Source organism: Collinsella aerofaciens (genome assembly GCF_040910265.1).
GTDB classification, from domain to species: domain Bacteria; phylum Actinomycetota; class Coriobacteriia; order Coriobacteriales; family Coriobacteriaceae; genus Collinsella; species Collinsella aerofaciens_BK.
The window spans coordinates 76,743-101,960 of record NZ_JBDGAW010000004.1 but is presented as its reverse complement, the minus strand read 5'-3'; the positions used below and the strand labels follow the sequence as shown (position 1 = coordinate 101,960).

General features: G+C 63.3%; 24 protein-coding genes and 1 tRNA gene. 20 read left to right on the top strand and 5 right to left on the bottom strand.

Annotation, left to right across the window (positions count from 1 at the left end):
• Positions 1 to 9: 9 nt before the first annotated feature.
• From AB5Z14_RS03355 to AB5Z14_RS03310, 10 genes are all read left to right on the top strand, one after another.
• Positions 10 to 726, top strand: coding sequence for a LytR/AlgR family response regulator transcription factor (locus AB5Z14_RS03355; protein ID WP_006235156.1), 717 nt, complete (start codon positions 10 to 12; stop codon positions 724 to 726).
• A 94-nt stretch (positions 727 to 820) separates the two neighbouring features.
• On the top strand, positions 821 to 1,288 hold the full coding sequence (locus AB5Z14_RS03350) for a YfcE family phosphodiesterase (protein ID WP_117848799.1): 468 nt from the start codon (positions 821 to 823) through the stop codon (positions 1,286 to 1,288).
• Between the two features lie 431 nt (positions 1,289 to 1,719).
• The gene (locus AB5Z14_RS03345) at positions 1,720 to 1,983 is read left to right on the top strand and encodes an HPr family phosphocarrier protein (protein ID WP_022094575.1); all 264 of its coding nucleotides are present in this window, start codon (positions 1,720 to 1,722) and stop codon (positions 1,981 to 1,983) included.
• A 133-nt stretch (positions 1,984 to 2,116) separates the two neighbouring features.
• Positions 2,117 to 3,820 (top strand): phosphoenolpyruvate--protein phosphotransferase, encoded by a 1,704-nt coding sequence (gene ptsP / locus AB5Z14_RS03340; RefSeq protein WP_368130267.1) that lies wholly within the window; start codon positions 2,117 to 2,119, stop codon positions 3,818 to 3,820.
• A gap of 74 nt (positions 3,821 to 3,894) precedes the next feature.
• Positions 3,895 to 4,827 carry a 1-phosphofructokinase family hexose kinase gene (locus AB5Z14_RS03335; RefSeq protein WP_006233969.1) on the top strand — a complete coding sequence of 311 codons (933 nt, stop codon included), beginning with the start codon at positions 3,895 to 3,897 and terminating at the stop codon, positions 4,825 to 4,827.
• A gap of 190 nt (positions 4,828 to 5,017) precedes the next feature.
• Positions 5,018 to 5,950 (top strand): 1-phosphofructokinase family hexose kinase, encoded by a 933-nt coding sequence (locus tag AB5Z14_RS03330; protein ID WP_368130265.1) that lies wholly within the window; start codon positions 5,018 to 5,020, stop codon positions 5,948 to 5,950.
• Positions 5,951 to 6,146: 196 nt separating this feature from the next.
• Positions 6,147 to 7,541, top strand: a complete 1,395-nt coding sequence (locus tag AB5Z14_RS03325; RefSeq protein WP_368130264.1) for a CCA tRNA nucleotidyltransferase — start codon at positions 6,147 to 6,149, stop codon at positions 7,539 to 7,541.
• 127 nt (positions 7,542 to 7,668) lie between these two features.
• Positions 7,669 to 7,745, top strand: a tRNA-Glu gene (locus tag AB5Z14_RS03320).
• Between the two features lie 150 nt (positions 7,746 to 7,895).
• A complete protein-coding gene (locus AB5Z14_RS03315) occupies positions 7,896 to 9,203 on the top strand; it encodes a lysylphosphatidylglycerol synthase transmembrane domain-containing protein (RefSeq protein WP_368130263.1) in 1,308 nt (435 codons plus the stop codon).
• 116 nt (positions 9,204 to 9,319) lie between these two features.
• On the top strand, positions 9,320 to 9,931 hold the full coding sequence (locus tag AB5Z14_RS03310; RefSeq protein WP_157757975.1) for a TetR/AcrR family transcriptional regulator: 612 nt from the start codon (positions 9,320 to 9,322) through the stop codon (positions 9,929 to 9,931).
• A gap of 112 nt (positions 9,932 to 10,043) precedes the next feature.
• Here the strand turns inward: AB5Z14_RS03310 and AB5Z14_RS03305 are convergent, their stop codons facing one another.
• The 5 genes from AB5Z14_RS03305 to AB5Z14_RS03285 form a co-directional block, all read right to left on the bottom strand.
• Positions 10,044 to 11,360, bottom strand: a complete 1,317-nt coding sequence (locus AB5Z14_RS03305) for an ABC transporter ATP-binding protein (RefSeq protein WP_368130262.1) — start codon at positions 11,358 to 11,360, stop codon at positions 10,044 to 10,046.
• A complete protein-coding gene (locus AB5Z14_RS03300; RefSeq protein ID WP_368130261.1) occupies positions 11,361 to 12,383 on the bottom strand; it encodes a FecCD family ABC transporter permease in 1,023 nt (340 codons plus the stop codon).
• A gap of 22 nt (positions 12,384 to 12,405) precedes the next feature.
• Positions 12,406 to 13,977: an ABC transporter substrate-binding protein gene (locus AB5Z14_RS03295; RefSeq protein ID WP_148331359.1), complete on the bottom strand. Its 1,572-nt coding sequence runs from the start codon at positions 13,975 to 13,977 to the stop codon at positions 12,406 to 12,408.
• Between the two features lie 4 nt (positions 13,978 to 13,981).
• Positions 13,982 to 14,515, bottom strand: coding sequence for a hypothetical protein (locus AB5Z14_RS03290; RefSeq protein WP_368130259.1), 534 nt, complete (start codon positions 14,513 to 14,515; stop codon positions 13,982 to 13,984).
• Between the two features lie 145 nt (positions 14,516 to 14,660).
• Positions 14,661 to 15,587, bottom strand: a complete 927-nt coding sequence (locus AB5Z14_RS03285; RefSeq protein WP_368130258.1) for a sirohydrochlorin cobaltochelatase — start codon at positions 15,585 to 15,587, stop codon at positions 14,661 to 14,663.
• 458 nt (positions 15,588 to 16,045) lie between these two features.
• Here AB5Z14_RS03285 and cobM point away from each other — a divergent pair, with 458 nt between their 5' ends.
• The 10 genes from cobM to AB5Z14_RS03235 are packed head-to-tail and all read left to right on the top strand — an operon-like array spanning position 16,046 to position 25,184.
• Complete coding sequence (gene cobM, locus AB5Z14_RS03280) at positions 16,046 to 16,837, top strand: precorrin-4 C(11)-methyltransferase (protein ID WP_161115658.1); 792 nt, start codon at positions 16,046 to 16,048, stop codon at positions 16,835 to 16,837.
• A gap of 1 nt (position 16,838) precedes the next feature.
• The gene (gene cbiD, locus AB5Z14_RS03275; RefSeq protein ID WP_368130256.1) at positions 16,839 to 18,023 is read left to right on the top strand and encodes a cobalt-precorrin-5B (C(1))-methyltransferase CbiD; all 1,185 of its coding nucleotides are present in this window, start codon (positions 16,839 to 16,841) and stop codon (positions 18,021 to 18,023) included.
• Positions 18,016 to 18,249, top strand: a complete 234-nt coding sequence (locus AB5Z14_RS03270) for an SAM-dependent methyltransferase (protein ID WP_368130254.1) — start codon at positions 18,016 to 18,018, stop codon at positions 18,247 to 18,249. Before cbiD ends, AB5Z14_RS03270 begins: the two co-directional genes overlap by 8 nt.
• 42 nt (positions 18,250 to 18,291) lie before the next feature.
• Complete coding sequence (locus AB5Z14_RS03265; RefSeq protein WP_368130253.1) at positions 18,292 to 19,383, top strand: cobalt-precorrin 5A hydrolase; 1,092 nt, start codon at positions 18,292 to 18,294, stop codon at positions 19,381 to 19,383.
• Positions 19,383 to 20,126: a precorrin-3B C(17)-methyltransferase gene (cobJ, locus tag AB5Z14_RS03260; RefSeq protein ID WP_035138228.1), complete on the top strand. Its 744-nt coding sequence runs from the start codon at positions 19,383 to 19,385 to the stop codon at positions 20,124 to 20,126. The genes AB5Z14_RS03265 and cobJ overlap by 1 nt, the downstream gene beginning before the upstream one ends.
• A complete protein-coding gene (gene cbiE, locus AB5Z14_RS03255; protein ID WP_349074228.1) occupies positions 20,114 to 21,361 on the top strand; it encodes a precorrin-6y C5,15-methyltransferase (decarboxylating) subunit CbiE in 1,248 nt (415 codons plus the stop codon). Before cobJ ends, cbiE begins: the two co-directional genes overlap by 13 nt.
• A complete protein-coding gene (locus AB5Z14_RS03250) occupies positions 21,358 to 22,740 on the top strand; it encodes a cobyrinic acid a,c-diamide synthase CobB (RefSeq protein WP_368130251.1) in 1,383 nt (460 codons plus the stop codon). Before cbiE ends, AB5Z14_RS03250 begins: the two co-directional genes overlap by 4 nt.
• On the top strand, positions 22,733 to 23,875 hold the full coding sequence (gene cobT, locus AB5Z14_RS03245; RefSeq protein WP_195621299.1) for a nicotinate-nucleotide--dimethylbenzimidazole phosphoribosyltransferase: 1,143 nt from the start codon (positions 22,733 to 22,735) through the stop codon (positions 23,873 to 23,875). The genes AB5Z14_RS03250 and cobT overlap by 8 nt, the downstream gene beginning before the upstream one ends.
• Positions 23,872 to 24,420 (top strand): bifunctional adenosylcobinamide kinase/adenosylcobinamide-phosphate guanylyltransferase, encoded by a 549-nt coding sequence (locus tag AB5Z14_RS03240; RefSeq protein WP_271758327.1) that lies wholly within the window; start codon positions 23,872 to 23,874, stop codon positions 24,418 to 24,420. Before cobT ends, AB5Z14_RS03240 begins: the two co-directional genes overlap by 4 nt.
• A complete protein-coding gene (locus tag AB5Z14_RS03235; protein ID WP_368130250.1) occupies positions 24,417 to 25,184 on the top strand; it encodes an adenosylcobinamide-GDP ribazoletransferase in 768 nt (255 codons plus the stop codon). Before AB5Z14_RS03240 ends, AB5Z14_RS03235 begins: the two co-directional genes overlap by 4 nt.
• The last annotated feature ends 34 nt before the right edge of the window (positions 25,185 to 25,218 follow it).

The following is a 25,218-nucleotide window of genomic DNA, read 5'->3' as shown; positions in this document are numbered from 1 at the left end:
TTTATCCCTATGCTGCGTGCAATGATTGTGGATGATGAGGCGCCGGCTCGTTCGGAGCTTCGCTTCTTGCTCGAGCAGACGGGCAAGATCGGCACGATCACGGAGGCGTCGAGCGTTCGCTCCGCTATCGAGATGCTTATGGAAAGTCGCGTCGATGTCGTCTTTCTCGACATCTCGATGCCCGGTGCTTCGGGCTTGCAGCTTGCCGAGGCACTGCATAAGCTCAAGAACCCGCCGGCGATCGTTTTTGTGACTGCGTATAGTGACCATGCGGTCGAGGCATTCGACGTGGATGCCGTCGATTATCTGATGAAGCCGGTCGAGGAAGCTCGCTTGGATCGCGCGATCGAGAAGGTCATGCAACGCGCCAAGCCGGTTACGGACAGCAAGGTGACCATCGAGCGTATCCCGGTGGAAAAGGGCGGCCGCAAGGTGCTCATTCCCGTGGACGACATTCGCTTTATCATGGCCAAGGACGATTACTCCTGCATCTATACCGTCGATGATCGCTTTCTGTCGACGACCTCGCTGGCGCAGTTTGAGGCCAAGCTCTGCGACTTTGGCTTCTTCCGTGTTCACCGCCGCTATATCGTCAACTTGGCGTGCGTTACGGACGTCGAGACGGTGCCCTCGGGTGCCATCCAGCTGGGCATTACGGGCGTCGACGAACGCGTGCCGGTCTCACGCCGCCGCGTCGTCCCGCTCAAGAAGGCCTTGAGCCTCTAAGCATATTGGCCCCGCAGCCCTGTAGACCTATCGTCTGCGGAGCCGTGGGGCTTTTTGTATGCACCTGCCGAATCGTTTTTGCGGAAGGGATCCCATGAACAGCGCAAGCGCCAAACGCATCGACATCATCTCGGACACCCACGGCTATCTATCGCCTGCGCTCCTGGACGAGCTTAAGGGCGCGGATCTGATTATCCACGCCGGTGACCTTACGTCCGAGATGGACTACGAGCACCTATGCACTATCGCCCCCGTGCGAGCGGTCCTGGGCAACAACGATTACTACCGCGACTACGGCCCCGATGTAGACCGTCTTGCGCTCTTTACCTACGAAGGCCTCAAATTCGCCGTAGCCCACTACCGCGAAGACCTTCCGGTGGGATCCGTAGACGTAGCCATCAACGGTCACACCCACGTAACCAAAGAAGCCCAAGTGGGCCGCTGCTTAGTCCTCAACCCGGGCAGCGCCAGCTACCCCAGAGGCACCCGAGGCCCCACCATGGCCAGAATGCTCGTAAAAGACGGCAAGATCCTAAGCACCAAATTTATTGACCTAGACTAACCGCAACAAAAACGGGGGATGCAGATGCGTCCCCCGTTTCCATTTCAGCCAAAGGTGGAGCTTCAACAACAATCCTCAGACCAACCCCGCCGAGGAGCACGCGGGCGAGCCGCGCAGCGGCGCACGCCCGCAAAACAGGTTGAACAAAGTGACGGCAGGGAGGGTCTCCGGGGCCGGCTGGCGCGGGTTAAGTTTGTCGCGAGTTCCGCACGCAAAGGAAAGCACTTAATGTGCTTTCCGTCTTGCGCAGGACTGTAGAGCAACAAACTTAACCGCCCCGCCCGGCGGGCGAGCGCAGGGATACGACATCTGTCCAACAATTCGTGTGAAACACAATGAAAAACCGTTTGATGTGAGTTAATATAAACAACGTCGTGAATCTGACTCCTGCCACATGCATGACAGGGGTTAAACACAAAAAGGAGTCAATTATGGTTTCTGAGAAGGCTACCCTCGTTAATCCTCAGGGTCTGCACATGCGTCCGGCTGGTCTGTTCGCCTCCACCATGGGCAAGTACGCCTGTGACGTGACGGTCGTCACTCCCGAGAAGGAGGTCAACGGCAAGTCCCCGATGGCCCTCATGGCTGCTGGTATCCCCTGCGGTACCGAGGTCGAGGTCAAGTGCGACGGCGCCGACGAGGCCGAGGCTCTGGCTGCTGCCATCGAGCTCATCAAGAGCGGTCTTGGCGAGTAGAACTCAAACGGGTCGCATGTTGAACAACTAAGTTCATATTTGGGGGCGCAGTGACCTGTTGTAAGGTAGCTGCGCTCTTTTGTCATGGATATGGCAAAACGCTTTATCACATGACACGGAGAGAGGAATGGGAATGTATCAGGGAGTCAACGCTTCCGAGGGCATCGGTATCGGCACCGTCATGGTCGCCGTCGATCCCGACTTGACGTTTGAGCCGCACGAGGTTGCTGATTCGGCAGCAGAGAAGGAGCGCTATCAGTCCGCTCTTTCGGTCTTCTGCGAGAAGACCCAGGCTCAGGCCGACCACATGAAGGAGACGGTGGGCGAGGCCGAGGCCGAGATCATGAGCGGACACATTGTCCTGGCTCAGGACCCGGGCATGACCGACGCCATCAACGCCGCCATTGACGGCGGTACCTGCGCCGAGCAGGCGCTCATGGACACCTCGACCATGTTCGAGAACATGTTCCTGTCCATGGACGACGAGATGTTTCGTCTGCGCGCGGCCGACATCGCCGACATCCGCACCGGTATTCTGGCCGAGCTGCTGGGCAAGGAGGTCGTCGACCTCTCCGTCCTGCCCGAGAATACTGTCGTTGTCGTTCACGACCTCACGCCGTCCATGACCGCCACGATCGATAAGGCCCACGTTGCCGGTATCGTCACCGAGACCGGTGGCCGCACGTCGCACTCCGCGATTATTGCGCGCGCCCTCGAGATCCCGGCTGTCCTTTCGGTTTCCAATAGCTGCACCGCGCTGCGCAACGGTATGACCGTTGTCGTCGACGGTGGCAAGGGTATCGTTGAGGCCGATCCCGACGAGGAGACGCTCGCCGCATACACCGCCAAGGCCGAGGCCTTCGCTGCCGAGAAGGCAGCCCTCGAGGCCTTCCGCGGCAAGCCGTCCGTGACTGCCGATGGCATCAAGAAGATCATCGCCTGCAACATCGGTAACCCCGATGACGTGCCCAACGCGCTCGATCACGACGCCGAGGCCATCGGTCTGTTCCGCTCCGAGTTCCTGTTCATGGACGCTGCTGAGCTTCCTTCCGAGGAGGAGCAGTTCAACGCCTACCGTAAGGTCGCCAGCGCGCTCAAGGGTGCTCCGGTCATCATCCGCACGCTCGATGTTGGCGGCGACAAGGAGATTCCGTATCTGCACATGGTCAAGGAAGATAACCCCTTCATGGGCTTCCGCGCCGTGCGTTACTGCCTGGCCAATCCCGACCAGTACAAGGTCCAGCTCCGCGCTCTGCTGCGCGCTAGCGCCTTCGGTGACGTCAAGATCATGATCCCGCTCGTCACCTGCGTCGAGGAGGTCTTGGCTGTCAAGGAGCTCGTCGAGCAGTGCAAGGCCGAGCTGACCGAAGAGGGTCGCAAGTTCAACGAGAACATCGAGGTCGGCATCATGGTCGAGACGCCCGCCGCTTCGCTGCTCGCAGACCGTCTTGCCGAGGTCGCCGACTTCTTCTCCATCGGCACCAACGACCTGATCGGCTACACCATGTGCGCCGACCGTGGTAACGACACCATCTCCAACCTGTACCAGGTTTACTATCCCGCCGTGCTCCGCTCGCTCAAGAACATCATCGAGAGCGGCGTGAAGGCCGGCATCATGGTCGGTATGTGCGGCGAAGCCGCTGCCGATCCGCTGCTCGAGCCGCTGCTGATCAGCTGGGGCCTGGAGGAGTTCTCGATGAGCGCTCCTTCTATCCTGCGCGCCCGCAAGACCATCAGCCAGTGGACCAAGGCCGAGTGCGACGAGCTCGCCGAGAAGGCGCTCGCCTGCAACACCGCAGCCGAGGTCAAGGCACTGCTCGAGTCCGCAGCTCGCTAATTTGGTATCAGAGGTAACCGCGTGGTTGGAATGGGCCGGCCACGCGGCCCTCACATATACAGGGGGTACTGTAAATGTTCTACACGCTAACCGCTAACCCGGCTGTCGACATGACGGTTTCGAGCTCTCCGCTCGAGCCCGATGAGAACGTCCGCACCGGCTCGGCCAGCTACACGGCTAACGGCAAGGGCCTTGACGTGTCCTTCGCCTTTAAGAAGATGGGCGTTGACACCGTCGCACTCGGCTTCTTTGCTGGCTTCACGGGCAAGTTCATCGTTGAGGAGGTCATGAACCTGGGTTGCCTCTGCCGCCCGGTCTGGACCGACGGTATCACGCGCATTAACACCTACGTCAACGATGGCCAGCACGAGTACGGCATCCTGAACCCGGGTGCTCCGATCACGCCGCAGCACCAGGAGGAGCTCTACAACATCCTGGACACTGCGGGCGATCTCGAGTGCCTGATCGTTTCCGGCTCCGTGCCTCCCAAAGCTACGCCCGACTTCCTGGCTCAGGTCATGGAGCACGCTCAGGCTCGTGGCGCCGACGTCGTCCTGGACCTGTCCTCCGACAAGCTCAAGGAGCTCGCTCACAAGAAGCCGCTGCTCATCAAGCCGAACCATCACGAGATGAAGGCCATCTTCGGCGTGCCGGTCGACACCGACGACGAGGTCCGCGTTGCCATGAAGATGGCTCACGACGCTGGCGTTCAGAACGTGCTGCTCACCCGTGGTAGCCGCGGCGACGCTTACTTCTCCAACGGCGAGGACATCTGGTACGCCAAGCGTGAGTTCAACATCAAGCTGGTTTCTTCCGTCTGCGCCGGCGACTGCACCCTCGCTGCGTTCCTGCACAAGTGGTACAGGGATCGCGACAACGTCGAGGAGGCCATGAAGCTCGCTATGGCCACCGGCGCCAACGTTGCTGAGTCCGTCGGCATCGGCGACTTCGGTCACGTCGACGAGTACAGCAAGCGCGTTGCTGTCCGCAAGCTCGATCGTCAGTAATCGAAACGCGACATATTCGTGCGCATGTGGCGCCCCGGTTTTTCGGCTGGGGCGCCTTTTTGTTCCGCCACGGGGGAGAGGTGTTCCGCCGTACTTCATCGCTTCCACACCGTTCACCGAGTTGTCCTAGCCTTTTACCGATGCGTGGAATATACTTTCATTAACACGTTGCTTCGTGAAAGGAACATTCATGATTTACACGCTCACTGCAAATCCCGCCATTGACTACAACATCGCCTGCGACGGTCTTGCTGCCAACACCGTCACGCGTACCCGCAACGCCGTCTACACGCCCAACGGCAAGGGCCTCAACGTCTCGTTTACGCTTGACCACTACGGCGTCGACACCACGATCCTGGGCTTTTTCGCCGGTTTCTCGGGCGAGTTTATCGTTAAGGGCGCCGAGGCCCTGGGCGTGCCCGTCAAGCCCGTGTGGACCGACGGCATCACGCGCGTCAATGTGTTCCTCAACGCCGGCCCCGACACCGAGTACAACATGGTCAACGCCGGTGCCGCCATCAACGAGGCCAACGAGCAGGAGATGTTTGAGCTCATCGATTCGCTCGATGACATGACCTGCCTGGTCATCAGCGGCTCGCTGCCTCCCAACACTTCCGAGGGCTTCTTGGCCGAGGTCCTGCGCCGCGTCAAGGCCAAGGGGGCCGAGTTCGTCCTCGACATCTCGAGCCATCAGCTGGCAGACCTCATTGCCATAGAGCCGCTGCTGATCAAGCCCAATGACGATGAGCTGCTCGACATCTTTGGCATTAAGGTGAGCGGTGGCGACGATGAGTCCGTCAAGGGCGCTATGGCCGAGCTGCACGCCAAGGGCGCCAAGAACGTGCTGCTGACCCTCGGTGGCGCCGGTGCGTACTTCTCCAACGGCGAGCACATCTGGTTTGCCAATCGCACCTTCGACGTCAAGCTGCTGTCGACGGTGTGCGCCGGCGATTCCTCGCTCGCTGCCTTCCTGTCCGTATGGCACGACGCTCCCGAGCGAGTCGAGGACGCCCTCCGTCTGTCGATGGCTACCGGCGCCAACGTGGTCGAGTGCCCCGGTCTGGGCGATTTTGCCAAGGTGGACGAATATAAGAAGCACATCGAGGTTCGCCAGGTCTGCTAGCAGCATCGATACGTCGTTGCCGAACACCCGCTTTGGATTACCAAGGCGGGTGTTTTTTTGCGCGCTGAACGTATGTGGCGTCTGCTGTCTTGTTTTATCTAATCGACGACGCGATTGCGTGTGCGCGCTTTCTTGTTTCTTGTTAGACTTCTTGAGAACCATCGATTAACGCTCACAAGTGCAGGAGGCCATAGGCATGTGCAATGTTTCGCTCAACGGTACTCAACCGTCCGATGCGTCCCTGTGCGTCCTGCGCGCGCTTGAGGCGGCTGGTCTTGAGGCTTGGTACGTGGGCGGTTGGGTGCGCGACGCCCTGATGGGGTGCCCCAGCCACGATGTTGATATGTGCTGTAGCGGCCTGTGGCAGGAGTCCAAAGCGGCGCTCGAGGCCGCCGGCATCGCGGTTGTGGAGTCGGGCATTAAATTTGGCGGAATCACGGCTATTTCCGATGGCGAGCGTATCGAGGTCACCACGTACCGTCTGGATGGCTTTTACACCGATGGTCGCCATCCCCAGAGTGTGGAGCGTGCCGCCTCGCTCGAGGACGATCTGGCGCGGCGCGACTTTACCGTCAACGCTATGGCCTGGCATCCCGAGCGCGGGCTTGTCGACCGCTACGACGGCCAGGGTGACTTGGAGCGCAAGCTGATTCGCGCTGTCGGCGATCCCAAGCGTCGCTTTAACGAGGACGCCCTGCGCATGTTGCGTGCGGTGCGCTTTGCCTGCCGCCTGGACTTTATGATTGAGCCCGAGACTAAGCGCGCGCTTGCCGAGTGCGCGCCGCTGCTCGACGCCGTGGCGCGCGAGCGTGTGGGTATTGAGCTCGAGGGCATTCTTTCGACCGGTCATGGGGGAGACGCGATGCTGCGCTACCCCGAGCTCATCTGTGCCTCTGTGCCTGAGCTGGCAGCGGGTCGCGGCTTTGATCAGCGAAGTGTCTATCATGCATTTAACGTTTACGAGCATATCGCCCGTGTGCTGACGGTGGCAGGGGAGCTTGCGCTGTGCGACGGCGTCGCGCCCTCGTCGAGCCTTATGTGGGCGGCGTTTTTGCACGATGTGTCCAAGCCCGAGTGTTTCACGGTCGATCACGCCGGCAGCGGACACTTCTACGGTCATCCCGAGCTCGGCGCCAAGAAAGCGCGCGTCATTATGGATCGCCTGGCGCTCTCGCACGACCTGGTGCGCGACGTGTGCCTGCTCATCAAATATCACGACAAGCCGCTGCGCCCCGAGCGCTCCTGCCTGCTCAATATGATGCGCGCGCTTTCGGGCGAGGGCGTCGACACGCCGCGTTTGATGGACGAGCTCATGGATCTTAAGCGTGCCGACACGCTCGGCAAGGCCCCGTCGTGCTTCTATTACGTTGAGACGATTGAGGAGATGCGCGCGCTGGCGCACGAGCTGCTGAAGGCGGGGGAGCCCTATACACTCAGGATGCTCGCCATCAATGGCGGCGACTTGATTCGCGCCGGTGTGAAGCCGGGGCCTGAGCTAGGCCAACTACTCAACGCTGCCCTCGATGCCGTTATCGAGGACAACATCCCCAACGAGCGCGAAGCTCTTTTGGTTCATCTCAACTTGAATTAGCTACCCAGTTTACCTGTGTGTTCCATAACCTGCCGACAATTTTTCGGCAATTTGGAATTTCTTCTTGCGCTGATGTTTTTTGTCCCGTAATATATTTCCTCGCAGCACGGCAGTGCAGATGTCATGTGGCCCGTTCGTCTAGCGGTTTAGGACGCCGCCCTCTCAAGGCGGAGATCACCAGTTCGAATCTGGTACGGGCTACCACGCATCTGATACCCGGACTTCCCATGGAAGGCCGGGTTTTTTATTTTCAAACAACCGTCTGCAATTCCCGTTTGAACCAGAGCTTTGCGTTCTGCTTATGGTCCTTGCGGGTACAATATCCAAGATATTTTGACTGTTAGAAGGAGTCTCATGACGGAGTCCTCTCAGCATACGTCTAAGCCCCAGGTCGAGGTTGAGGCCTCGGGCGGAGATGACAATAAGAGCGCACGCCGCGGCGCCATCTTTATCGGCGTCGTGCTGGTGGGTTATATCGTCTATCTGGTGGTAACCGGGCAGATGGGGCAGTTCTGGGCCGCTATGTCGAGCGTGCAGGCGTCATGGCTCTTTGTCGCGTGTCTTTGCATGTTCATGTATCTGTTCTTTGGCATTGTGGCCTATGCGATCGCTGTCTGGCTCGACCCCAATTCACCCGTCGGCATTCGCGACCTGATCTCGGTCGAGGCGAGTGGCATCTTCTTTGGCAACCTCACGCCTATGATGATGGGCTCGACTCCCGCCCAGATCTACCGCCTGACCAAGGCGGGCCAAAATGTCGGCGAGGCTGGCGCCACGCAGTTCACGCGCTTTATCGTGTACCAGTTTGGCCTCGTTGCCTGGGGCGCTATCCTACTGCTTGCTCGCATGCCGTTTTTTGCCGAGCGCTATGGCGACATGACGCTGCTGTGCGTCTTTAGCTTTGGTGGGCACTGCTGCATCTTGCTGGGCATCTTCGCCGTCGCGCTCATGCCTAAGACCGTCACGCGCGTCGCCCATTGCATCATCAATTGGCTCGAGCGCATAGGTGTCTCGGCCACTAAGATCGAGGGATGGCGCACGTTTGTCGACGGCGAGATCTACTCCTTCTCCGAGAAGTTCAAGCTTTCGGCCGGACATTTTTCTTCCATGCTGCTCACCGTGTTTATCACCATGCTGCAGCTCGCGTTTTTCTATCTGGTTCCGTATTTCCTGATGCTTGCCTTTGGCCACCACGAGGTCGACTTTTTCTCGGTCATGGCCGCGAGCGCCTTTGTCCAGCTGCTGAGCTCTGCGGTTCCCTTGCCCGGTGGAACTGGTGGCGCTGAGGGCGGCTTTGCATTGTTCTTGGGTCATTTCTTTGAGTCGGCTTCGACCGCCGGCTATCTGCTGTGGCGCCTCATTACGTTCATTGCGCCGACCATTTTGGCTGCGCCCCTGCTGGGCCTTAAGAGCGCCCACAACGAGAGCATCCATGCGCGCTGGGATCGCGTGATGCGCAAGCTCGGCCGCACGCCTCAGACGCCCTCTGCGCCCACTAAGCCGCACCCCGCGAATGCTGTTACCGTTGATCCCAAGAAGCACGCTCAGAAGGCTTCTGGGACCGCTAAGCCGGCTCATAAAGCCTATGTGCGCCAGACAGGCGATGGTATTCGCGTATCTCCGTCGGCACTCAATAAGAAGAAGCACCCTAAGTCGCAGTAGGACAGTCGTGCGTTCTTCATGATGCGGGGCATATTTGTGCTGTATGGGGGATAATCCTCTTACGTAGATTATCTCTCATCTGTTGATGAATGCTCGCATATCGAAGGGACACGCCTATGGCAACCAGCAAACCGCGTCTTGACCGCCGCATTGTTCGCAGCCGTAATGCCATCCTTTCCGCTTTCGAGCGCCTGCTCATGGAAAAGCCGCTGGCAGACATTACGGTGAGTGCCATCGCACGCGAGGCCAATGTCGACCGCAAAACCTTCTACGTGCACTTTGGCACGGTTGACGGCCTGCTCGATGCCATTGCCGTCGATGTGGTGGAGATGATTGTCGACTCGGTCGAGAAAACGCTTGCTTCCATGGACGGCGACACCAACGAGCGCGCCCTTGGCGCGGCGGCGACCTTCTTTAAAACCGTTAACGAGGCGCTGTGCAACAACTTGGTGCTCAATCGTCAGCTGATCGAGAACATTCCGCTCGATGATTTTATGGCTCGTCTTCGTGCACCGCTCGAGCACGAGATTGCCGAGCGCGATCTGCTGCCCCAAGGTCTCAAGGACGAGATGTTCGACTACTATCTGGCGTTTTTGCTGTCCGGTATCATCGGTATCTATCGCACGTGGGCGCTGTCTGACGGCTCGGTTCCTATTGAGCGCGTCTCTGAGGTCGCCAACGACCTGACTCTCAACGGCCTGTCGAGTCTGGAATCTCGCTTGGATTAGGTCTAGTTGGGCTCGTCGGCGTGGAAATTCCTGTTTACGAGGTTCTCCGGCGCCTTGTAGACCTCGCCGGCGTAGGAGCTGTAGCCTGAGGATCCTTAAAAGAAAGTCCAGTTTATCCTTTCCACCCTAATTGGGAATCCTCCGATGCGCCTTCGCACGCTCGCATGACCTCGATACCGTGCGAGCGTGCGAACTCGACGAGCTCTGCGTTGCGGGCGTTAATGGTGCCGAAGGCGGCGGGGCACACGATAAGGCGCGCGCAGTGGACGAGGAGCTCTTTGGCGCGGGCTATGGTTTTATCCCCGATCGGCTCGAAGGCGCGCTCGGCCACGCATTCCGCCGCCAGGTCGCGCGCTAGCTCGCAGTCGATGTCCCCTTCGTGCAGAACGCCCGTGTAGAACGCCTTGCCCTGCCGGATGAGCTGGCGAAACACAGCCGACCCCGTACCTGCGCCGGCGATGACGAACGTGTGCGCATCGCCGTGCGGGCGTCCAATTTCCACGCTGCCGAAGCGCTCGTTGAAGGTGCCATGTTGAAGGCCGTAGAGCTCGCCAATCGTCTCGCGCGTGAATATGTCCTCGGGTACGCCGGCGCGGAAGACCCGGCCGTCCTTCACGCAAATCACCTTGTCGGCGCTTTTCTGCGCGAGCTCGAGTTCGTGGATGGACATGATGACAGCCACATTCCGCGATTTCGCAAGGTGGCGAAGTATTCGCAGCAGGTCGATCTGGTAGCGGATATCGAGATACGACGTGGGCTCGTCGAGCACGAGCACACGCGGATCCTGCGCGATGGCGCGTGCGAGTATGACGCGCTGGCGTTGCCCGTCGCTTATCTGCATGAAGTCGCGCTCGGCGAGCTCTTCCACATGTGCGGTTTTCATGGCCTCGTCGACCCGACTATGGTCGTTGGGCGAGAGTGTGCCCATTCGTCCGGTGTAGGGATGCCTTCCCGCCTCTACGATATCGCGGCAGGTGAGGAACTCGGTCCGGAGGCGATCTGTCAGCATAACGGCAAGGTTCCTTGCGAACTCCGCCGTCTTCCATCGGGAAATCTCCCGCCCGTCGAGCTCGACCGCGCCGGCAAGCGGTGCCAGATGGCGTGTGATGGTTTTCAAGATGGTCGACTTGCCCGAGCCGTTCGGCCCGATGAGCGCCACGACGTCGCCCGCGCGAACCTCCAGATCGACGCCTTCGACTACGACCTTCTTGTCGTAGCCCGCCGACAGGTCGCTTATGTGGAAAAGCGGCGCTCCGTCAGCCTGCGTTTCGACCGTAGTTTCGAGGTTCGGCTCCGCTCGGAGGAGGCGTTCCGCGCGCAGTTCCGCACGAGCCGAAAGTGCCTTCTGGCGCTTTCGTGCGAGCTCAGGACTGTCTAAGCATGGAATGTCCCCTCCGAGCGTTTTGGGCCGCGGCACGAATTCCCCCATCTACCTCACCCGCTTCTTCAACATGAGCGCGATAACCACCGGAGCGCCGAAGATGGCGGTGACGGCGCTGATGGAAAGCTCGACGGGAGAGAACAGCGTGCGCGCGATCAAATCGCAGCCCGCGCAGAAGATGGCGCCTCCCAAGAAGCACGCAGGAATCACGCGGATGGGCTTCGACGACTTTAGCGCCGACTTCACGAGATGCGGAACCGCGATGCCTACGAACGACACCGGACCAGCGAACGCGGTCACGCAGGCGGAGAGCATGCTCGCTAGAAGGACGAGCACCACGCGGAAGCGTGCGACGTTCACGCCGACGCTTTTCGCGTAGGCTTCTCCCAGCTGGAAGGCGGAAAGGGGCTTCGATATCGCGAATACGCATGCGCTCACGGTGATCACCACGACCGCGATGACCGCGATGTCGTCCCAGCTCGAACCCGAGAAGCTACCCAAAGACCAGTTGTGCAGGTTCACGATGGACTGGTCGTCGGCGAAGGCGATGAGGAAGTTCGTCGCCGCCGAGCAGATGTATCCCACCATGACGCCCGCCACGATGAGCATGGCCATGGAACTTATGCGCCGTGCGATGAGGAGCACGAAGCCGATGGTGATAAGCGAGCCCAGAAACGCTGCGGCCACCATGGCCGGCGAGGACATGGCCTGGTTCGCGCCTAGAAGTACGATCATCGTAAGCGCGACGACGAACTTTGCGCCCGAGGAGACGCCCAAGATGAACGGGTCGGCGATGGGGTTGTTGAAAAACGTCTGCAGCAGGAACCCGGAAAGCGAAAGTGCCCCGCCGAGAAGCACGGCTGAAAGCACGCGCGGCAGGCGAATCTCCCAGATGACCTGGCTTTCCATGGAATTGGCCGCGCCGCCCGAAAGGATACCGGGGATGTGGTCTGCGGGCACGAGCACGCTCCCGATGCACAGGTTGGCCCCGACGAGCACGATGAGGGCAACAGCGAGCAGCACCGTAACGACGCGACACCGCGCGGCGCGCCCCGATTCGTCGTATGCCATGGAAAGCCGGCTTCTCATGGCGCTAACCGAGCTTCCTCAGATAATGGAAGTCGCTCGCGTCATCGCCGGTGAACGCCCCGTGCAGCTCGTCGATAATGTCGGCGGTAGAAGTCATCTGCTGGTACATGTCGGCGCTTGTGACCCAGACGTTGCCGTTCTTCACGGCTTTGAACTGCGACAATAGCGCGTTTTTGCCTACGAAGTCGTTCAAGGTGGTAACTGACTCGTCGATGGTGCCGTTGTAGACGATGATGTCGGCATCCTTCGCCGTCGCGTAGAAGCGCTCCATTTCGAGCGTTACTGACGAACCTGACGTCGACGACGCCTGCGCGTCATCGAGCGCGTAGCTGCCGCCTGCAAGTTCGATCATCTGCGCCACGTAGTCGCCCGCCCGCCGCGTGACGGCGGCCCCGTTCGAGTTAATGTAGAAATACGCCACGGTTTTACCTGACGACGCGAGCCCCGACGTTTGCTCGACGCGGGCCTTCTGCTCGTTGAACAGGTGCGCGGCCTCGTCTTCCTTGTCGAACAGGACGCCGAAAAGCTTAATCCACTCGACGCGCCCGAGTGCTTCGGGCTCGCTCGACGACTGTTCGGTGAGCACGACGAGCCCGAGCTTCTGCAGCTTTTCCTTCACATCGGGCGTGTGGTTGATCATGGTGTTCTCGATGGCGAGCGTGCAGCCCGAGGCCGATATTCGCTCGTAGTCGGGCGCGCTGTACTTGCCGCCGTAGGCGATCGCCCCACTTTCGAGTGCGCTTTTGAAGCCCGCGACCGAGCAATCGTCGGCCTTCGTGCCCGACATGATGATATTGTCGTTCGCATCGAGCGCGTCGACCAGGCACATCGTCGCCGACGACACGAGGTACACCTTGTCGGCAGGGCGCCTTATGACCGCGATGTCGGAGCTCAACCCATCAGGTACCTTCGCATCTTGCGGCACCACGAGGAAACGTTCCCCATTCGAAACGCAGATAAGCCGCAGACCGCCTTCGAACTCGTCGACAGTGAAGTGCTCGGCGTATTCAAGCTGAAGCGCCCCTGTTGGCTCCCAGCCACAGCCCAAATCGGCGTTGTGGAAGTCGGCTGCGGCGCTTGAAGCCGTTCCCGCAGGGGAGCCGCCGCTTGCTTCGTCGCCCGATTTCTCCTTCATGGTGGATGAGTCGAAGTGGATCGTGTAGTCGATGGTGTGCGGCGTCGACATGGCGACGGTCTCGGCCGACACGGCGATGTCCTCGTCGAGCGTGACGGGTATCTCGAACGTGGAGTTGCCGCCGTCGTTTACGGGCGCGTAGTCCACGCCGTCGACGGTCATCTTGTCGTAGTTCGAACTCGACCAGGTGATGGTCGCGGTGTAGGTGTCGCCATCCTTCACAATTGTGGTGGGTGAGGCGATGCTTGCGCGCCCTGACCCGCCGGAAAGCGAGACATTCACAGTGTATTCCTGAGAGCCCGCCGTGCCACCGGTCGTGTTCGGGCTCGCACTGCACCCCGCGAAGGAAAGCGCGAGCAGGGCGACGAGAACGCAGACGATCGCGCGCGCCGCGATGCTGCGGCGCTTCCTGTTTTCCCCCTTGGGAAGAATCGACCGCATGGCGTTACTTCAGTGCGTCGGCGCGCAGATCGACGCCGGCGGATTCGAACACAAGCGTGCGGTCGTACCACTGCTCTTTTCTAATACTCCACGCGGCACAGGCGGTGTCCTCGTCGAGCGCATCAACGGGCACGTCGTAGGTGTACTTGCCTTCCGCGTTTTCCACATAGGGGATGAAGTCGGCCTCGCTCGCGGCGGCAGCCTCGTCGCCCGTGCCCATGAAGAGCTTGCCGTAGCCCGTGCCGGAAAGCGTCATCACGCAGTGCATGGAGCCGTTTTCCACGATGAGCTGGGCGTCCACAATCCTGAACATGTTCGAGCTGGAATCTACGGTGATCGGATAGGTGCCGTCGGCCACCTTGTCGGCGGTGATGGGGGCAGCGCTTGCGCCCTCGGGCGCATCGGCCGCCTGTTCGGTCTTTTCCTGGGAATCGGCATCGCTTGCCTTTGCGCTGTCGATTGAATTTCCGCCGCAGCCGGCGAGCGAGAACGCGAAAAGCGCCGCCGACAGGGCGAAGGCGAGGGTTTTCTTCAACATGGAGGGGGTTCCTTTCAATCGCTTCGACCGCCCGCGCCGTGCGGTGGGCGGGCGGGATGCGAATGCAACGGGCATGCGCCGTCGGTCGGGGAAGGCGCATGCCCGTTGCACGGGGACGCGACCGGCGCCCCCGTGCGCGGCGAGTTTACAGCTTGGCGATGGCGTCGTCCACGTGCGAGACGTAGATGTCGTCGACCGCGGCGTTCTGTCCCAGACCCTGGAGCAGGCACGTCACTTCGAAGCCAGCGGCCATGAACTTTGCAGCCCAGCTGTCGGGGTCGGTCTCGTCTGCCATGTCGTTGTTCGCGTGGTCGCCCGCGACCACCATGAACGGCGCGAGCACGGCCTTCTTGTACCCTGCGGCGCTCGCGGCGGCGATAACATCCTCGCAGGTCGGCTCAGCCTCGACGGTGCCGACGAAGAACTGCGTCAAGCCCTCGTTCTTGAACACTTCCTGCATCTTGGCATAGTCGGCGTTGGAATCGGCTTCGGTGCCGTGGCCCATGAGGCACAGCGCCGTCTTGCCGTCGTCGAAGGACGCCATGTTCTCCTTAATGGCTGCGGCCACCTTCTTGTAGTCGTCGTCGGAGGTGAGCAGCGGGTCGCCGAGCGAGATCTTGTCGAACTTGTCGGCGTACTTGTCGAGCTCGTCTTTCACGTCGGCGTATTCCAGGCCAGCCATGAGATGCGTCGGCTGCACGACAATTTCCTTCACGCCGTCTTCCACGCAGCGGTCGAGCGCCTCGGTCATGTTGTCGATCGTGATGCCGTCGCGCTTCTTCAGCTTGTCGATGATGATCTGCGCGGTGAAGGCGCGGCGGATGTCGTAGTCCTGCCAGTACTTCTCGCGGATAGCGTCTTCGATGGCGCCGATGGTGATGTGGCGCGAGTCGTTGTAGCTCGTGCCGAAGCTCGTGACGAGGATGACCGGCTTCACGGCCTTCTCCTTTTCGCTCGATTTCTCGGAACTCGCGGAGGTGCTGGAGCAGCCCGCGAGCGCGAATCCGGCGAGCGCGACGGCTCCGGTTGCTGCGGCGCCCATGAAGCCGCGGCGTGACATCTGGTCGGACATGGTTTTTCCTTTCCTCGGTTTGCCGGTCCCCCGGCGACAGTTGCTTGTCGGCACAAGCGAAAGAAAAGCGCATCCCTCGGGGTTCACAAGGAGCTAACGCCACGGCGATGCCGTGAGGAAAAGGCGAAGCAGTCTGGCTTGGGGCGCGAGGCAGTTCGCCCGCGCGTCCTATACAGTAATGTCCCTTGCCCAGGATTCCCACCTGGTTCCCTTCGCAAGCCAGCGCGGGCTGTGCGGGCGCCGCGCCGGTCATTTCCTTTTATCCGATTGTCATATGCTCGTTGCCGAAACTTTTACTATGATAGTGGGCACTTGTGAACGTGTCAAAGCCAGGGCGGGCGGCATTGCGCCTCCTGCCTGCGTATTTGCGCCGATTGCCGCTGCGGGCGCCGTGTTTTGCCCGCTGTGCGAAGGGCGGCGTAAACGGTTGCGATGAGAAACGGGAAGGGAAGGCTCGGATGATTCATATCGTTGGCGCAGGCTCGGGCGCCGCCGACCTTATCACGCTGCGCGGGGCGCGCCTTCTGCGCGCGGCCGACGTGGTCGTTTGGGCGGGGAGCCTTGTGAACCCCGAGCTGCTCGCCGATTGCAAGGAATCCTGCGTCGTCTACGACAGCGCGCACATGACCTTGGAGGAAGTGCTCGACGTGATGTGTGCGGCGGATGCGCGGGGCGAGGAAGTGGTGCGCCTGCACACGGGTGACCCGTGCCTATACGGCGCCATCCAGGAGCAGATGGACGCACTCGACGCGCGCGGCGTGGACTACGAGGTGGTGCCCGGCGTGTCGAGCTTTTGCGGTGCCGCGGCGGCGCTTCGCCAGGAATACACGCTGCCGGGAATCAGCCAGTCGGTCGTGATCACGCGGCTTTCCGGGCGCACCCCCATGCCCGCGGGCGAGGGCATGCGCACCATGGCGGAAAGCGGCTCGACTATGGTCATCTTCCTGAGCTCGGGTATGCTCGCCGAGCTTTCCGCCGAGCTTTTGGCCGCGGGCCGCAGCTCCGACGAGCCGGCGGCGCTCGTGTACAAGGCGACCTGGCCTGAGGAGCGCGTGGTGCGATGCACAGTGGGCACGCTCGCCGATGCGGGCGCGCGAGAGGGCATCGACCGCACGGCGCTCGTGGTGGTGGGCCGCGTGCTCGGAGCTCGCGGCGGGCTTGCGCACGACGGCGCGCAAGCGGAGTCGTACGAGCGCAGCAAGCTTTACGACCCTTCGTTTGCCACGGGGTATCGGAAGGCGAGCAGCTAGCGTGGCCTTCGAGCACTACATATATACCGGGACGACCCGCCTGCGCTGCGGCTATACCACGGGGAGTTGCGCCGCGCTCGCGGCGAAGGCGGCCTGCGAGATGCTCTTGTCACGAAAGCCCGTCGGCCGCGTGTCGATCGTCACCCCCGGCGGGCTGCCCGTCGAGACGGATGTGGTCGATGCATACATCGGCGAGGGGTGCTCCCAGTGCGCCGTGCGAAAGGATGCAGGCGACGACGCCGATGTGACCGACGGCGTGCTCGTGTACGCGCGCGTGGAACATGCGGGGTCGGGCACGGGTACTGCGGGCAGCAAGGACGTGCCCGCGCACGAATCGGAAGTTTCCGTCGATGGCGGCGTGGGCGTGGGGCGCGTGACGTTGCCCGGGCTCGAGCAGCCGGTGGGGGCGGCCGCCATCAACGCGACGCCGCGCGCGATGATTACTTCGGCGGTGCGTGAGGTGTGCGCCGCGCACGGCTTTTCTGGAAACATTGCTGTGACGATTTCGGTACCCGAGGGTGTGGCCCATGCCGAAAAGACCTTCAACCCGCACCTGGGGATAGAGGACGGCATCTCCATCCTGGGAACGACGGGCATCGTCGAGCCGCGCAGCCTCGCTGCCTTGCGTGACAGCATCGAGCTCGAGATTCGGCAGCATGCGGCTATGGGGCGGCGCGGAGTCGTGCTCACGCCCGGCAACTACGGCGGGCAGTTCATCTCGGGGCATTTCCACCTAAACGGTGCGCCGGTGGTCTTCATCTCCAACTTTGTGGGCGACGCGATTGATTGCTGCATTCGCGAGGGATTTACCAATGTCCTTCTTGTGGGACACATCGGCAAGTTGGTGAAGGTCGCGGGCGGCATCATGGACACCCATTCGCGTACCGCCGACTGCCGCGCGGAGATTCTGGCCGCGCACGCGGCCATGGCCGGCGCGGGCGCGAAGACCGTGCGCGAGATCATGACGTCCGTCACGACCACGGCGGCACTCGAGGTAATCGAGGCCGCCGGCGTGGGGGACGCTGCGCGCGCCTCGCTCGCTACGGCAATCGAGGACAGGTTGCGCCGTCGCGCGGCGGGCGCATGCGACATCGCCGCGGTCGTGTTCGACGCCGAGCGCCGCGAGCTTTTCCGCACGTCGGGCGCCGATGCAGTTATCGGGGAATTGGGGGCGACGTATGAGTAAAGGCGTGCTGTGCGGGGTGCGCCGCGCAATCGGCTGGCCGGGGACGAAGGTGGTCATGAAGGCGCGCCGCTCGCTTGAGGACACGAAGCGCATCCTTCGCGAGGAGGGCGCCTTCGACGGTGCCGAGCTCGTAGAGGACTGTGGGCTTCCGGGCGAGCGCGTGTACCGCTCGCTCGACGATATGCCCGATCGGGGCAGCTACTTCTCGACGATGGTGGTGTGCTAGATGAGGATTTCCTGCATAGCGTTCACTGAGAGGGGGTATGCGTTGGCGGAGCGCACCGCACGCGCGCTTTCCGATTACGCGCAGACAGGTGAAGATGACCCTGGCTGGTACGTTTCCGTTTCGCGCGGGTTCGGTGAGGGGAAGGCCGACCTGCGCGCATGGACGGCGCTCGCGTGGGAAGCGTCGGACGCGCTTCTGTTCGTGGGCGCGGCGGGCATCGCCGTGCGGGCGATCGCGCCGCATGTCGCCTCGAAGGCAACCGATTCCGCGGTTGTGGTGATCGACGAGGCTGGGCGCTTTGCCGTCCCGCTTTTGTCGGGGCATTTGGGCGGTGCGAACGAGCTTGCGCAAACTGTGGCACGCGCGGCAGGGGCCATCCCCGTCATCACCACGGCGACCGACGTCCGCGGCGTGTGGGCGGTGGATACGTGGGCGCGCTGTGCGGGGCTCGTCGTTTCGAATCCCGAGGCTATCAAGCGAGTGTCGGCGCGGCTGCTTTCGGGCGGGCGCGTGGCGCTCTATTCCGACATGCCGATTTCGGGACAGCCTCCTGAGGGGGTTGACATTGCGTCCGACCGCGCTCGGGCCGATATCGTCGTGTCGCCGTTCGCTGGCGCGAATGCAGGTGCGTCCGTTCGCGCGGCGGAGACAACGGGCGAGGTCGTGCCCGCCGGTGAGACGGGGAAGCCGGCGGGCGTGCGGGCGCAGGCGCCTGCGCCCGAGCCGCTTCGCCTTGTCGTGCCCTGCATCGTTGCGGGCATAGGGTGCCGTCGCGGTGCGTGCGCCGAAGCGATCGAGGAGGCGTTTCTTCTCGCGTGCGGGCAGGTGGGTATCTCGCCTTCGGCCGTGCGCGAGGCGGCGACGATCGACGTGAAGGCGCACGAGGAGGGTCTGCTCGCCTTCTGCCGCGCGCGCAATATCCCGCTTGCGACGTATTCCGCAGAGGAGTTGTCGCAGGTCGAAGGCAGCGTTTCGCCATCTGATTTCGTGCGCGCGACGGTGGGGGTCGACAATGTGTGCGAGCGCGCGGCGCTCGCGGGCGGGGGCAAACTTATCTTCCCGAAGCTCGCTCACGGCGGCGTGACCGTCGCGTTTTCCAAAGTATCTATCGAACTTTCGTTTAAGGAGCGGTGATGGGAAAGCTCTTCGTGGTGGGGATCGGCCCGGGCGGCCCCGACGGCATGACGATTGCGGCTCGGCGCGCGCTCGAGGCGGCCGACATCGTTGTTGGGTACACGAAATACGTGGAGCTCGCGCTCGCCGCCGTGCCCGACGCGGCGCATCTCGCGACGCCGATGATGCACGAGGTCGAACGATGCCGCCTGGCGCTTTCGCGCGCGCAGAGCGGAGAAGCCGTGGCGCTCGTGTGCAGCGGTGACGCGGGCGTGTACGGCATGGCGAGCCCCGTGCTGGAGCTTGCGGAGGACTACCCCGATGTAGACGTGGAAGTTATCGCCGGGGCCACCGCGGCTCAGAGCGGGTCGGCGGTGCTCGGCGCCCCGCTTGCCCACGACTTCGCGGTCGTGTCGCTCTCCGACCTGCTCACGCCATGGGAGGTCATCGAGCGCAGGCTCGCCGCCGTGGCGAGCGCCGACTTCTGCATCTGTTTGTACAACCCGCGCAGCAGAAAGCGCGCCGACAGGCTCTCACGCGCGGCGAAGATTATGCTCGAATGGAAGGCCCCCGACACGCTCTGCGGCTGGGTACGCAACATCGGGCGCGAGGGGCAGCAGTCGGGCATGTGTAGGCTCTCTGAGCTGGGGGAGATCGACGCCGACATGTTCACCACCGTGTTCGTCGGCAACGCGAACACGAAGCTCGTAGGCGGCCGTATGGTCACGCCGCGCGGGTATCGGGAGATTCCATGCGAAAGGTAACGATCATCGGGGCGGGGCCCGGAAACCCCGACTTGCTCTCGCGCGCGGCGCTCGACGCTATCGACTTCGCCGACGTGGTCATCGGCGCTCATCGCGCGCTTGCCGGCATCGACGTGCCGCCCGACGTGGTGAGATGCGAGCTCGTGAAGACGGCGGACATCGTCGCCGCGCTCACCGATGCGGCGTCGTGGCGGCGCGCCGTGGTCGTGATGACGGGCGATGTGGGGCTGTTCAGCGGCGCGCGCCGCCTGGTGGAGGCGCTCTCCGGCGACGCGCAGGTGGACGTGCGCGTCGTTCCCGGCATAAGCTCAGCGTCTTATCTCGCCGCGCGCCTCGCGCGTCCATGGCAGGATTGGCGCTTCGCGAGCGCTCACGGCGTGGCGTGCGACATCGTGGCCGAGGCCGAGCGCGCAGGTGAGCTCTTTCTCGTCACGTCGGGCGGGGAAGACCCCTCGCGGCTTTCGGGCGAGCTTGTGCAGGCGGGCTTCGGGGATGCGCGCGTGACGGTGGCCGAGCGCCTGTCGTACCCCGACGAGCGCATCACCTGCGCGACCGCAAGTGAAATCGCAGGTCAGACGTTCGACGACTTGAACGTGATGCTTATCGAGTTCGCATCCCGCGCCGCGAGTTCCCGCTGGCCGTACGCTTCCTCGGGCATTCCCGACGAGCTCTTCATCCGCGGCGACGTTCCCATGACCAAGCAGGAGGTGCGCGCAGTCGCGCTCGCGAAGCTGCGCCTTACCGCTACCGACACCGTGTGGGACGTCGGAGCCGGCACGGGGAGCGTGTCGATCGAGGCGGCGCTCGTCGCGCGAGCGGGGTCGGTATGGGCGGTCGAGCGCAACGCGGCCGGCGTGCGGCTCATCCGAGAGAACGCGGATGCATTCGGGTGCGGCAACGTGCATGCGGTCCCCGGTGTCGCCCCCGAAGCGCTCGCGAAACTGCCCGTTCCCGACGCTGTGTTCGTCGGCGGGAGCGCGGGCGAGCTTCCCTCCATCGTGGAGGCAGCGCTCGAGAAGAACTCGCAGGTTCGCCTGTGCGTGCCATGCGTCACTGTTGAGACGCTCACCGAGGCGTGCGCGCTCCTCTCGGGTTCGCGCTTTAAGGGGTTCGAGGCGTGCCAGGTGTCGGCCGCCCGCGCCGAGGCTGTAGGCTCGCACCATCTTATGAAGGCGCAAAACCCCGTGTTCCTCGTCAGCGCGCGTGGTGCAGGTGGGGAAGGCGGCGCCCGGTGAGCACGTCCATCCCGCGCTTCATGGTCGCTGCGCCCTCGAGTGGGAGCGGCAAGACGGTCGTAACGTGCGCGCTCCTGCGCGCGTTCGCGCGCCGCGGCCTTGCATGCGCGGCCTTCAAATGCGGCCCCGACTACATTGACCCGCTCTTTCATCGCCGCGTCGTGGGTGCGCGCTCGGGCAACTTAGACGGCTTCTTCACCGACGCCCCGACGCTGCGCGCCCTGCTCGCACGCGGCGCCGCGGGCGCGGATGTCGCGGTGCTCGAGGGGGTCATGGGCTTCTACGACGGCATGGCGCCCGGCGTGGCCGACGCGAGCAGCTACCAGGTTGCGCGCGACACGGAAACGCCGGTCGTTTTAGTGGTGAACGGGCGCGGGGCGTCTTTATCGCTCGCCGCCGTAATCCGCGGCATCGCCGAGTTCCTGCCTTGTGCGAACGTGCGCGGCGTCGTGCTGAACAAGACGAGCGCCGCTGCCTGCGCCTACGCGGCGCCTGCGATCGAGAAGCACACGGGCGTCGCGGTTTTGGGTAATATTCCCGCCGACGAGGCGTTCTCGCTCGAAAGCCGGCATCTGGGGCTTGTGACCGCCGACGAAGTCAAGCAGCTCTCCGCGCGCATCGACAAGATGGCCGAGCTGGTGGAAAAGAGCGTCAACGTCGACCGCTTGCTTGAAATAGCGGCGACGGCACCCGATATCTGCGAGGAACCTTATCGGTTGGAGCCGATCGCGGGAGCGCGGCCCATCGTCGCCGTCGCGCGTGACGAGGCGTTCTCGTTTTACTACGAGGAGAACCTGCGCGCGCTCGAGGACCTGGGTTGCGAGCTGGCCTTTTTCAGCCCCCTGTGTGATAGCGAGTTGCCCCGGGGGACAAGCGCCCTCTATCTGGGGGGCGGCTACCCGGAGCTCTATGCGCGGCAGCTCTCCGAGAACGCGCCGATGCGCGAGGCGGTGCGGCGCGCGGTGGAATCTGGCATGCCGACGGTCGCCGAATGCGGTGGGTTTCTGTATCTGCAGCGCGAAATCGCCGATAGCGAGGGGCGGCGCTGGCCTGTTGCGGGCGCCCTTGAGGGCGTAAGCGAGAACGGGGGAAGGCTGTCCCATTTCGGGTACGTGGAGCTCACTTCTCAACGCGACGGGCTCTACGGGCCGCGCGGCACACGCATCCGCGCGCACGAGTTCCACTACTGGCAGTCCACCTGCCCGGGCGGCGACTTCTGGGCGCAGAAGCCCCGGCGCGACAAGGGCTGGCCGTGCATGACGACCACCCCGTCCCTGGTTGCGGGCTTCCCGCATGTGTACTATCCTGCGAACCCCGACGTTGCGCGCGCGTTCGCGTCTGCCGCAGCGTCGTTCGCAGAGAGGAGACGGCATGGCTGAAGCAACCGAAACCGCGCTTGCCTGCATCCGCGAGGAAGTCGAGCGCGCGTTCTCGTCGGCGCCGGGCGCCGTGCTCGAAGCCGCGCTCTCCCGGATTGCGCCCGCAGACGAGTGCGCCCGCGCCGCCGCGTACGCCGCGTGGGACTCCATCGCGCACCCCTTGGGGGGATTGGGCGACTTTGAAGACGCCGTCGCGTGTATCGCCGCAGCTCAGGGGAGCGCCGAGGTAGTCGAGTTTCCCCGTGCGCTCGCGGTATTCTTCTCCGACAACGGGGTCGTTGCCGAAGGCGTGTCGCAAAGCGGGCAAGACGTGACGCGAGTCGTCGCGCGCAACATGTGCGAGGGGGCCACGAGCGCCTGCCGCATGGCGGCGTTCGCGGGTGCCGAGGTCGTGCCCGTCGACGTGGGTATGGCCTGGGGCATAGAAGACGCGCGCATGGTGCGCGCGAACGTGCGGCGGGGGAGCGGCAACATCGCGTACGGCCCCGCTATGTCTCGCGATGGGGCCGTGCGCGCGATCGAGGTCGGAATCGCCGTCGCGTGCGGGCTTGCCCGCGCCGGCGTGCGCCTTCTCGCCGCGGGCGAGATGGGCATCGGCAACACGACCACCTCGGCGGCGGTGGCCGCAGTGCTCCTCCGGACGGACGCGCGGAGTCTCGTCGGGCGCGGCGCGGGGCTCTCGGACGCCTCGCTCGCGCGCAAGCGCGACGTGGTCGAGCGCGCTATCGACGCGAACTCGCCCGATCCCGCCGACCCGATCGACGTGCTCTCGAAGGTGGGCGGCTTCGACATCGCGGCGATGTGCGGTTTCTACCTGGGGGCCGCGGCCTCGAAGGCGCCGGCGCTCCTCGACGGGGTCATATCCTGCACGGCGGCCCTGTGCGCGGCGCGCCTGTGCCCCAACGCCTTGGGTTACCTCGTGGGCACCCACACATCAAGCGAACCCGCAAGCCAGGAGCTCCTTCGCGAGCTCGGCATAAAGGCACCCCTCGACGCAGGCATGCACTTGGGCGAGGGCGCGGGCGCCATGGCGTATCTGCCCCTTCTGGATTCGGCGCTGCGCGTGTACCGGGATGGGAAGACGTTCACGGCGACTGGCATGGCTGCTTACGAGCATTTCGAGGCCGGGAAATGACGGTAACGCTCGTCATCGGCGCCGCCGCGAGCGGCAAGAGCGCCTACGCCGAGTCCCTGTGCCTCGGGCACGACGGACCCCGCGTGTACCTGGCAACGATGGAGCCCTTCGGGGAAGAGGGCGCCCGCCGCATCGCGCGCCATCGGGCGCTGCGCGAGGGCAAGGGGTTTTCCACCCTCGAGCGCACGCGTGACGTGGGCGCCGCAGTGTCCGGGCTTCCGCGCGGCTGCACGCTTCTTTTGGAGGACGTGGGCAACCTGGTTGCGAACGAGCTTTTCGCGGAAGGCGGCTTGTCCCCACGTGACCCCGACGCTGCGGCGCGCGAGGTGCTCGGAGGCATCGAACGGCTCGCTCAGGCCGCTGCGTATACGGTGGTGGTCTCCGTCGACGTGTTCGCCGATGGGATGCGCTACGATGAGGGGACCGAGGCATGGAGGCGCGCGCTTGCGCGCGTGAACGCGGGCGTGGCGGCGCTGGCCGACCGCGCAGTCGAAGTGGTGTGCGGGATTCCCGTGTGGATGAAAGGCGAAGGGCCTACAAGGTGAAGATAGCAGAGGCAATCGGCGCGGCGTTCGGAACGTTCTCGCGCATCCCCGTCCCGAAATCGACCTGGACCGATTTCGGATCAACCCATGCGCTTGCCGCGTTTCCCCTGGTGGGCGTTGCGGAAGGCTTCCTCATGACGGCGTGGGGGTACATGGCGAACCTGTTCGGCGTGCCCGCGACCATCGTCGCGGCTGTGCTCGTGGCGCTGCCTGTGGCGGTGACGGGAGGCATCCACCTAGACGGGCTCTGCGACACCTCCGATGCGCTTGCAAGTTGGGCCCCACGCGAGCGAAAGCTCGAGATCATGCACGACCCGCGGGCGGGCGCCTTCGGGGTCATCGGTGTTGTCGTGTACCTTATTCTGCAGTTTTCCCTGTTCACCGCGCTGCCGCTTACGGCGGGGACGTTCCTTGCGCTTCTGTGCTCGCTCGTGTTCTCCCGCGCGCTTTCGGGGCTCGCCGTTGAATGCTGGCCTGCCGCGCGGGCGGACGGCATGGCCGCGGGGCTCTCGCCTTCGAAGAAGCGCGCGGCGATCGTTGTGCCGCTTTGCGCTTTCGCTGCGGCTTCGGCTGCAGGGATGGTCGCGTGCGCTCAGGCCGTCGGCGCCCTTATGGCGGTGGCGGGGCTTTTGGCGCTCGCGTGGTACCGCCATGTTGCCCTGTCCCGCTTCGGCGGGGTGACGGGGGATTTGGCCGGATGGTTTCTGCAATGGGCCGAGCTCGCGATGCTTGCCATGCTGGTGACGGGGGGCATGCTCCTATGATGCTCGTGGTAGGTGGCGCGCATTCGGGGAAGAG

Bases quoted from the DNA above. Each gene is read 5' to 3' on its own strand.
- AB5Z14_RS03335 (WP_006233969.1), top strand. From the start codon at position 3,895: ATGTTCTACACGCTAACCGCTAACCCGGCTGTCGACATGACGGTTTCG.
- AB5Z14_RS03290 (WP_368130259.1), bottom strand. From the start codon at position 14,515: ATGTTGAAGAAAACCCTCGCCTTCGCCCTGTCGGCGGCGCTTTTCGCG.
- AB5Z14_RS03270 (WP_368130254.1), top strand. From the start codon at position 18,016: ATGAGTAAAGGCGTGCTGTGCGGGGTGCGCCGCGCAATCGGCTGGCCG.
- AB5Z14_RS03355 (WP_006235156.1), top strand. From the start codon at position 10: ATGCTGCGTGCAATGATTGTGGATGATGAGGCGCCGGCTCGTTCGGAG.
- AB5Z14_RS03285 (WP_368130258.1), bottom strand. From the start codon at position 15,587: ATGTCCGACCAGATGTCACGCCGCGGCTTCATGGGCGCCGCAGCAACC.
- cobJ (WP_035138228.1), top strand. From the start codon at position 19,383: ATGGGAAAGCTCTTCGTGGTGGGGATCGGCCCGGGCGGCCCCGACGGC.
- AB5Z14_RS03310 (WP_157757975.1), top strand. From the start codon at position 9,320: ATGGCAACCAGCAAACCGCGTCTTGACCGCCGCATTGTTCGCAGCCGT.
- AB5Z14_RS03325 (WP_368130264.1), top strand. From the start codon at position 6,147: ATGTGCAATGTTTCGCTCAACGGTACTCAACCGTCCGATGCGTCCCTG.
- AB5Z14_RS03305 (WP_368130262.1), bottom strand. From the start codon at position 11,360: ATGGGGGAATTCGTGCCGCGGCCCAAAACGCTCGGAGGGGACATTCCA.
- ptsP (WP_368130267.1), top strand. From the start codon at position 2,117: ATGTATCAGGGAGTCAACGCTTCCGAGGGCATCGGTATCGGCACCGTC.
- AB5Z14_RS03350 (WP_117848799.1), top strand. From the start codon at position 821: ATGAACAGCGCAAGCGCCAAACGCATCGACATCATCTCGGACACCCAC.
- AB5Z14_RS03300 (WP_368130261.1), bottom strand. From the start codon at position 12,383: ATGGCATACGACGAATCGGGGCGCGCCGCGCGGTGTCGCGTCGTTACG.
- AB5Z14_RS03315 (WP_368130263.1), top strand. From the start codon at position 7,896: ATGACGGAGTCCTCTCAGCATACGTCTAAGCCCCAGGTCGAGGTTGAG.
- AB5Z14_RS03240 (WP_271758327.1), top strand. From the start codon at position 23,872: ATGACGGTAACGCTCGTCATCGGCGCCGCCGCGAGCGGCAAGAGCGCC.
- cbiE (WP_349074228.1), top strand. From the start codon at position 20,114: ATGCGAAAGGTAACGATCATCGGGGCGGGGCCCGGAAACCCCGACTTG.
- AB5Z14_RS03330 (WP_368130265.1), top strand. From the start codon at position 5,018: ATGATTTACACGCTCACTGCAAATCCCGCCATTGACTACAACATCGCC.
- AB5Z14_RS03345 (WP_022094575.1), top strand. From the start codon at position 1,720: ATGGTTTCTGAGAAGGCTACCCTCGTTAATCCTCAGGGTCTGCACATG.
- cobM (WP_161115658.1), top strand. From the start codon at position 16,046: ATGATTCATATCGTTGGCGCAGGCTCGGGCGCCGCCGACCTTATCACG.
- AB5Z14_RS03295 (WP_148331359.1), bottom strand. From the start codon at position 13,977: ATGCGGTCGATTCTTCCCAAGGGGGAAAACAGGAAGCGCCGCAGCATC.
- cobT (WP_195621299.1), top strand. From the start codon at position 22,733: ATGGCTGAAGCAACCGAAACCGCGCTTGCCTGCATCCGCGAGGAAGTC.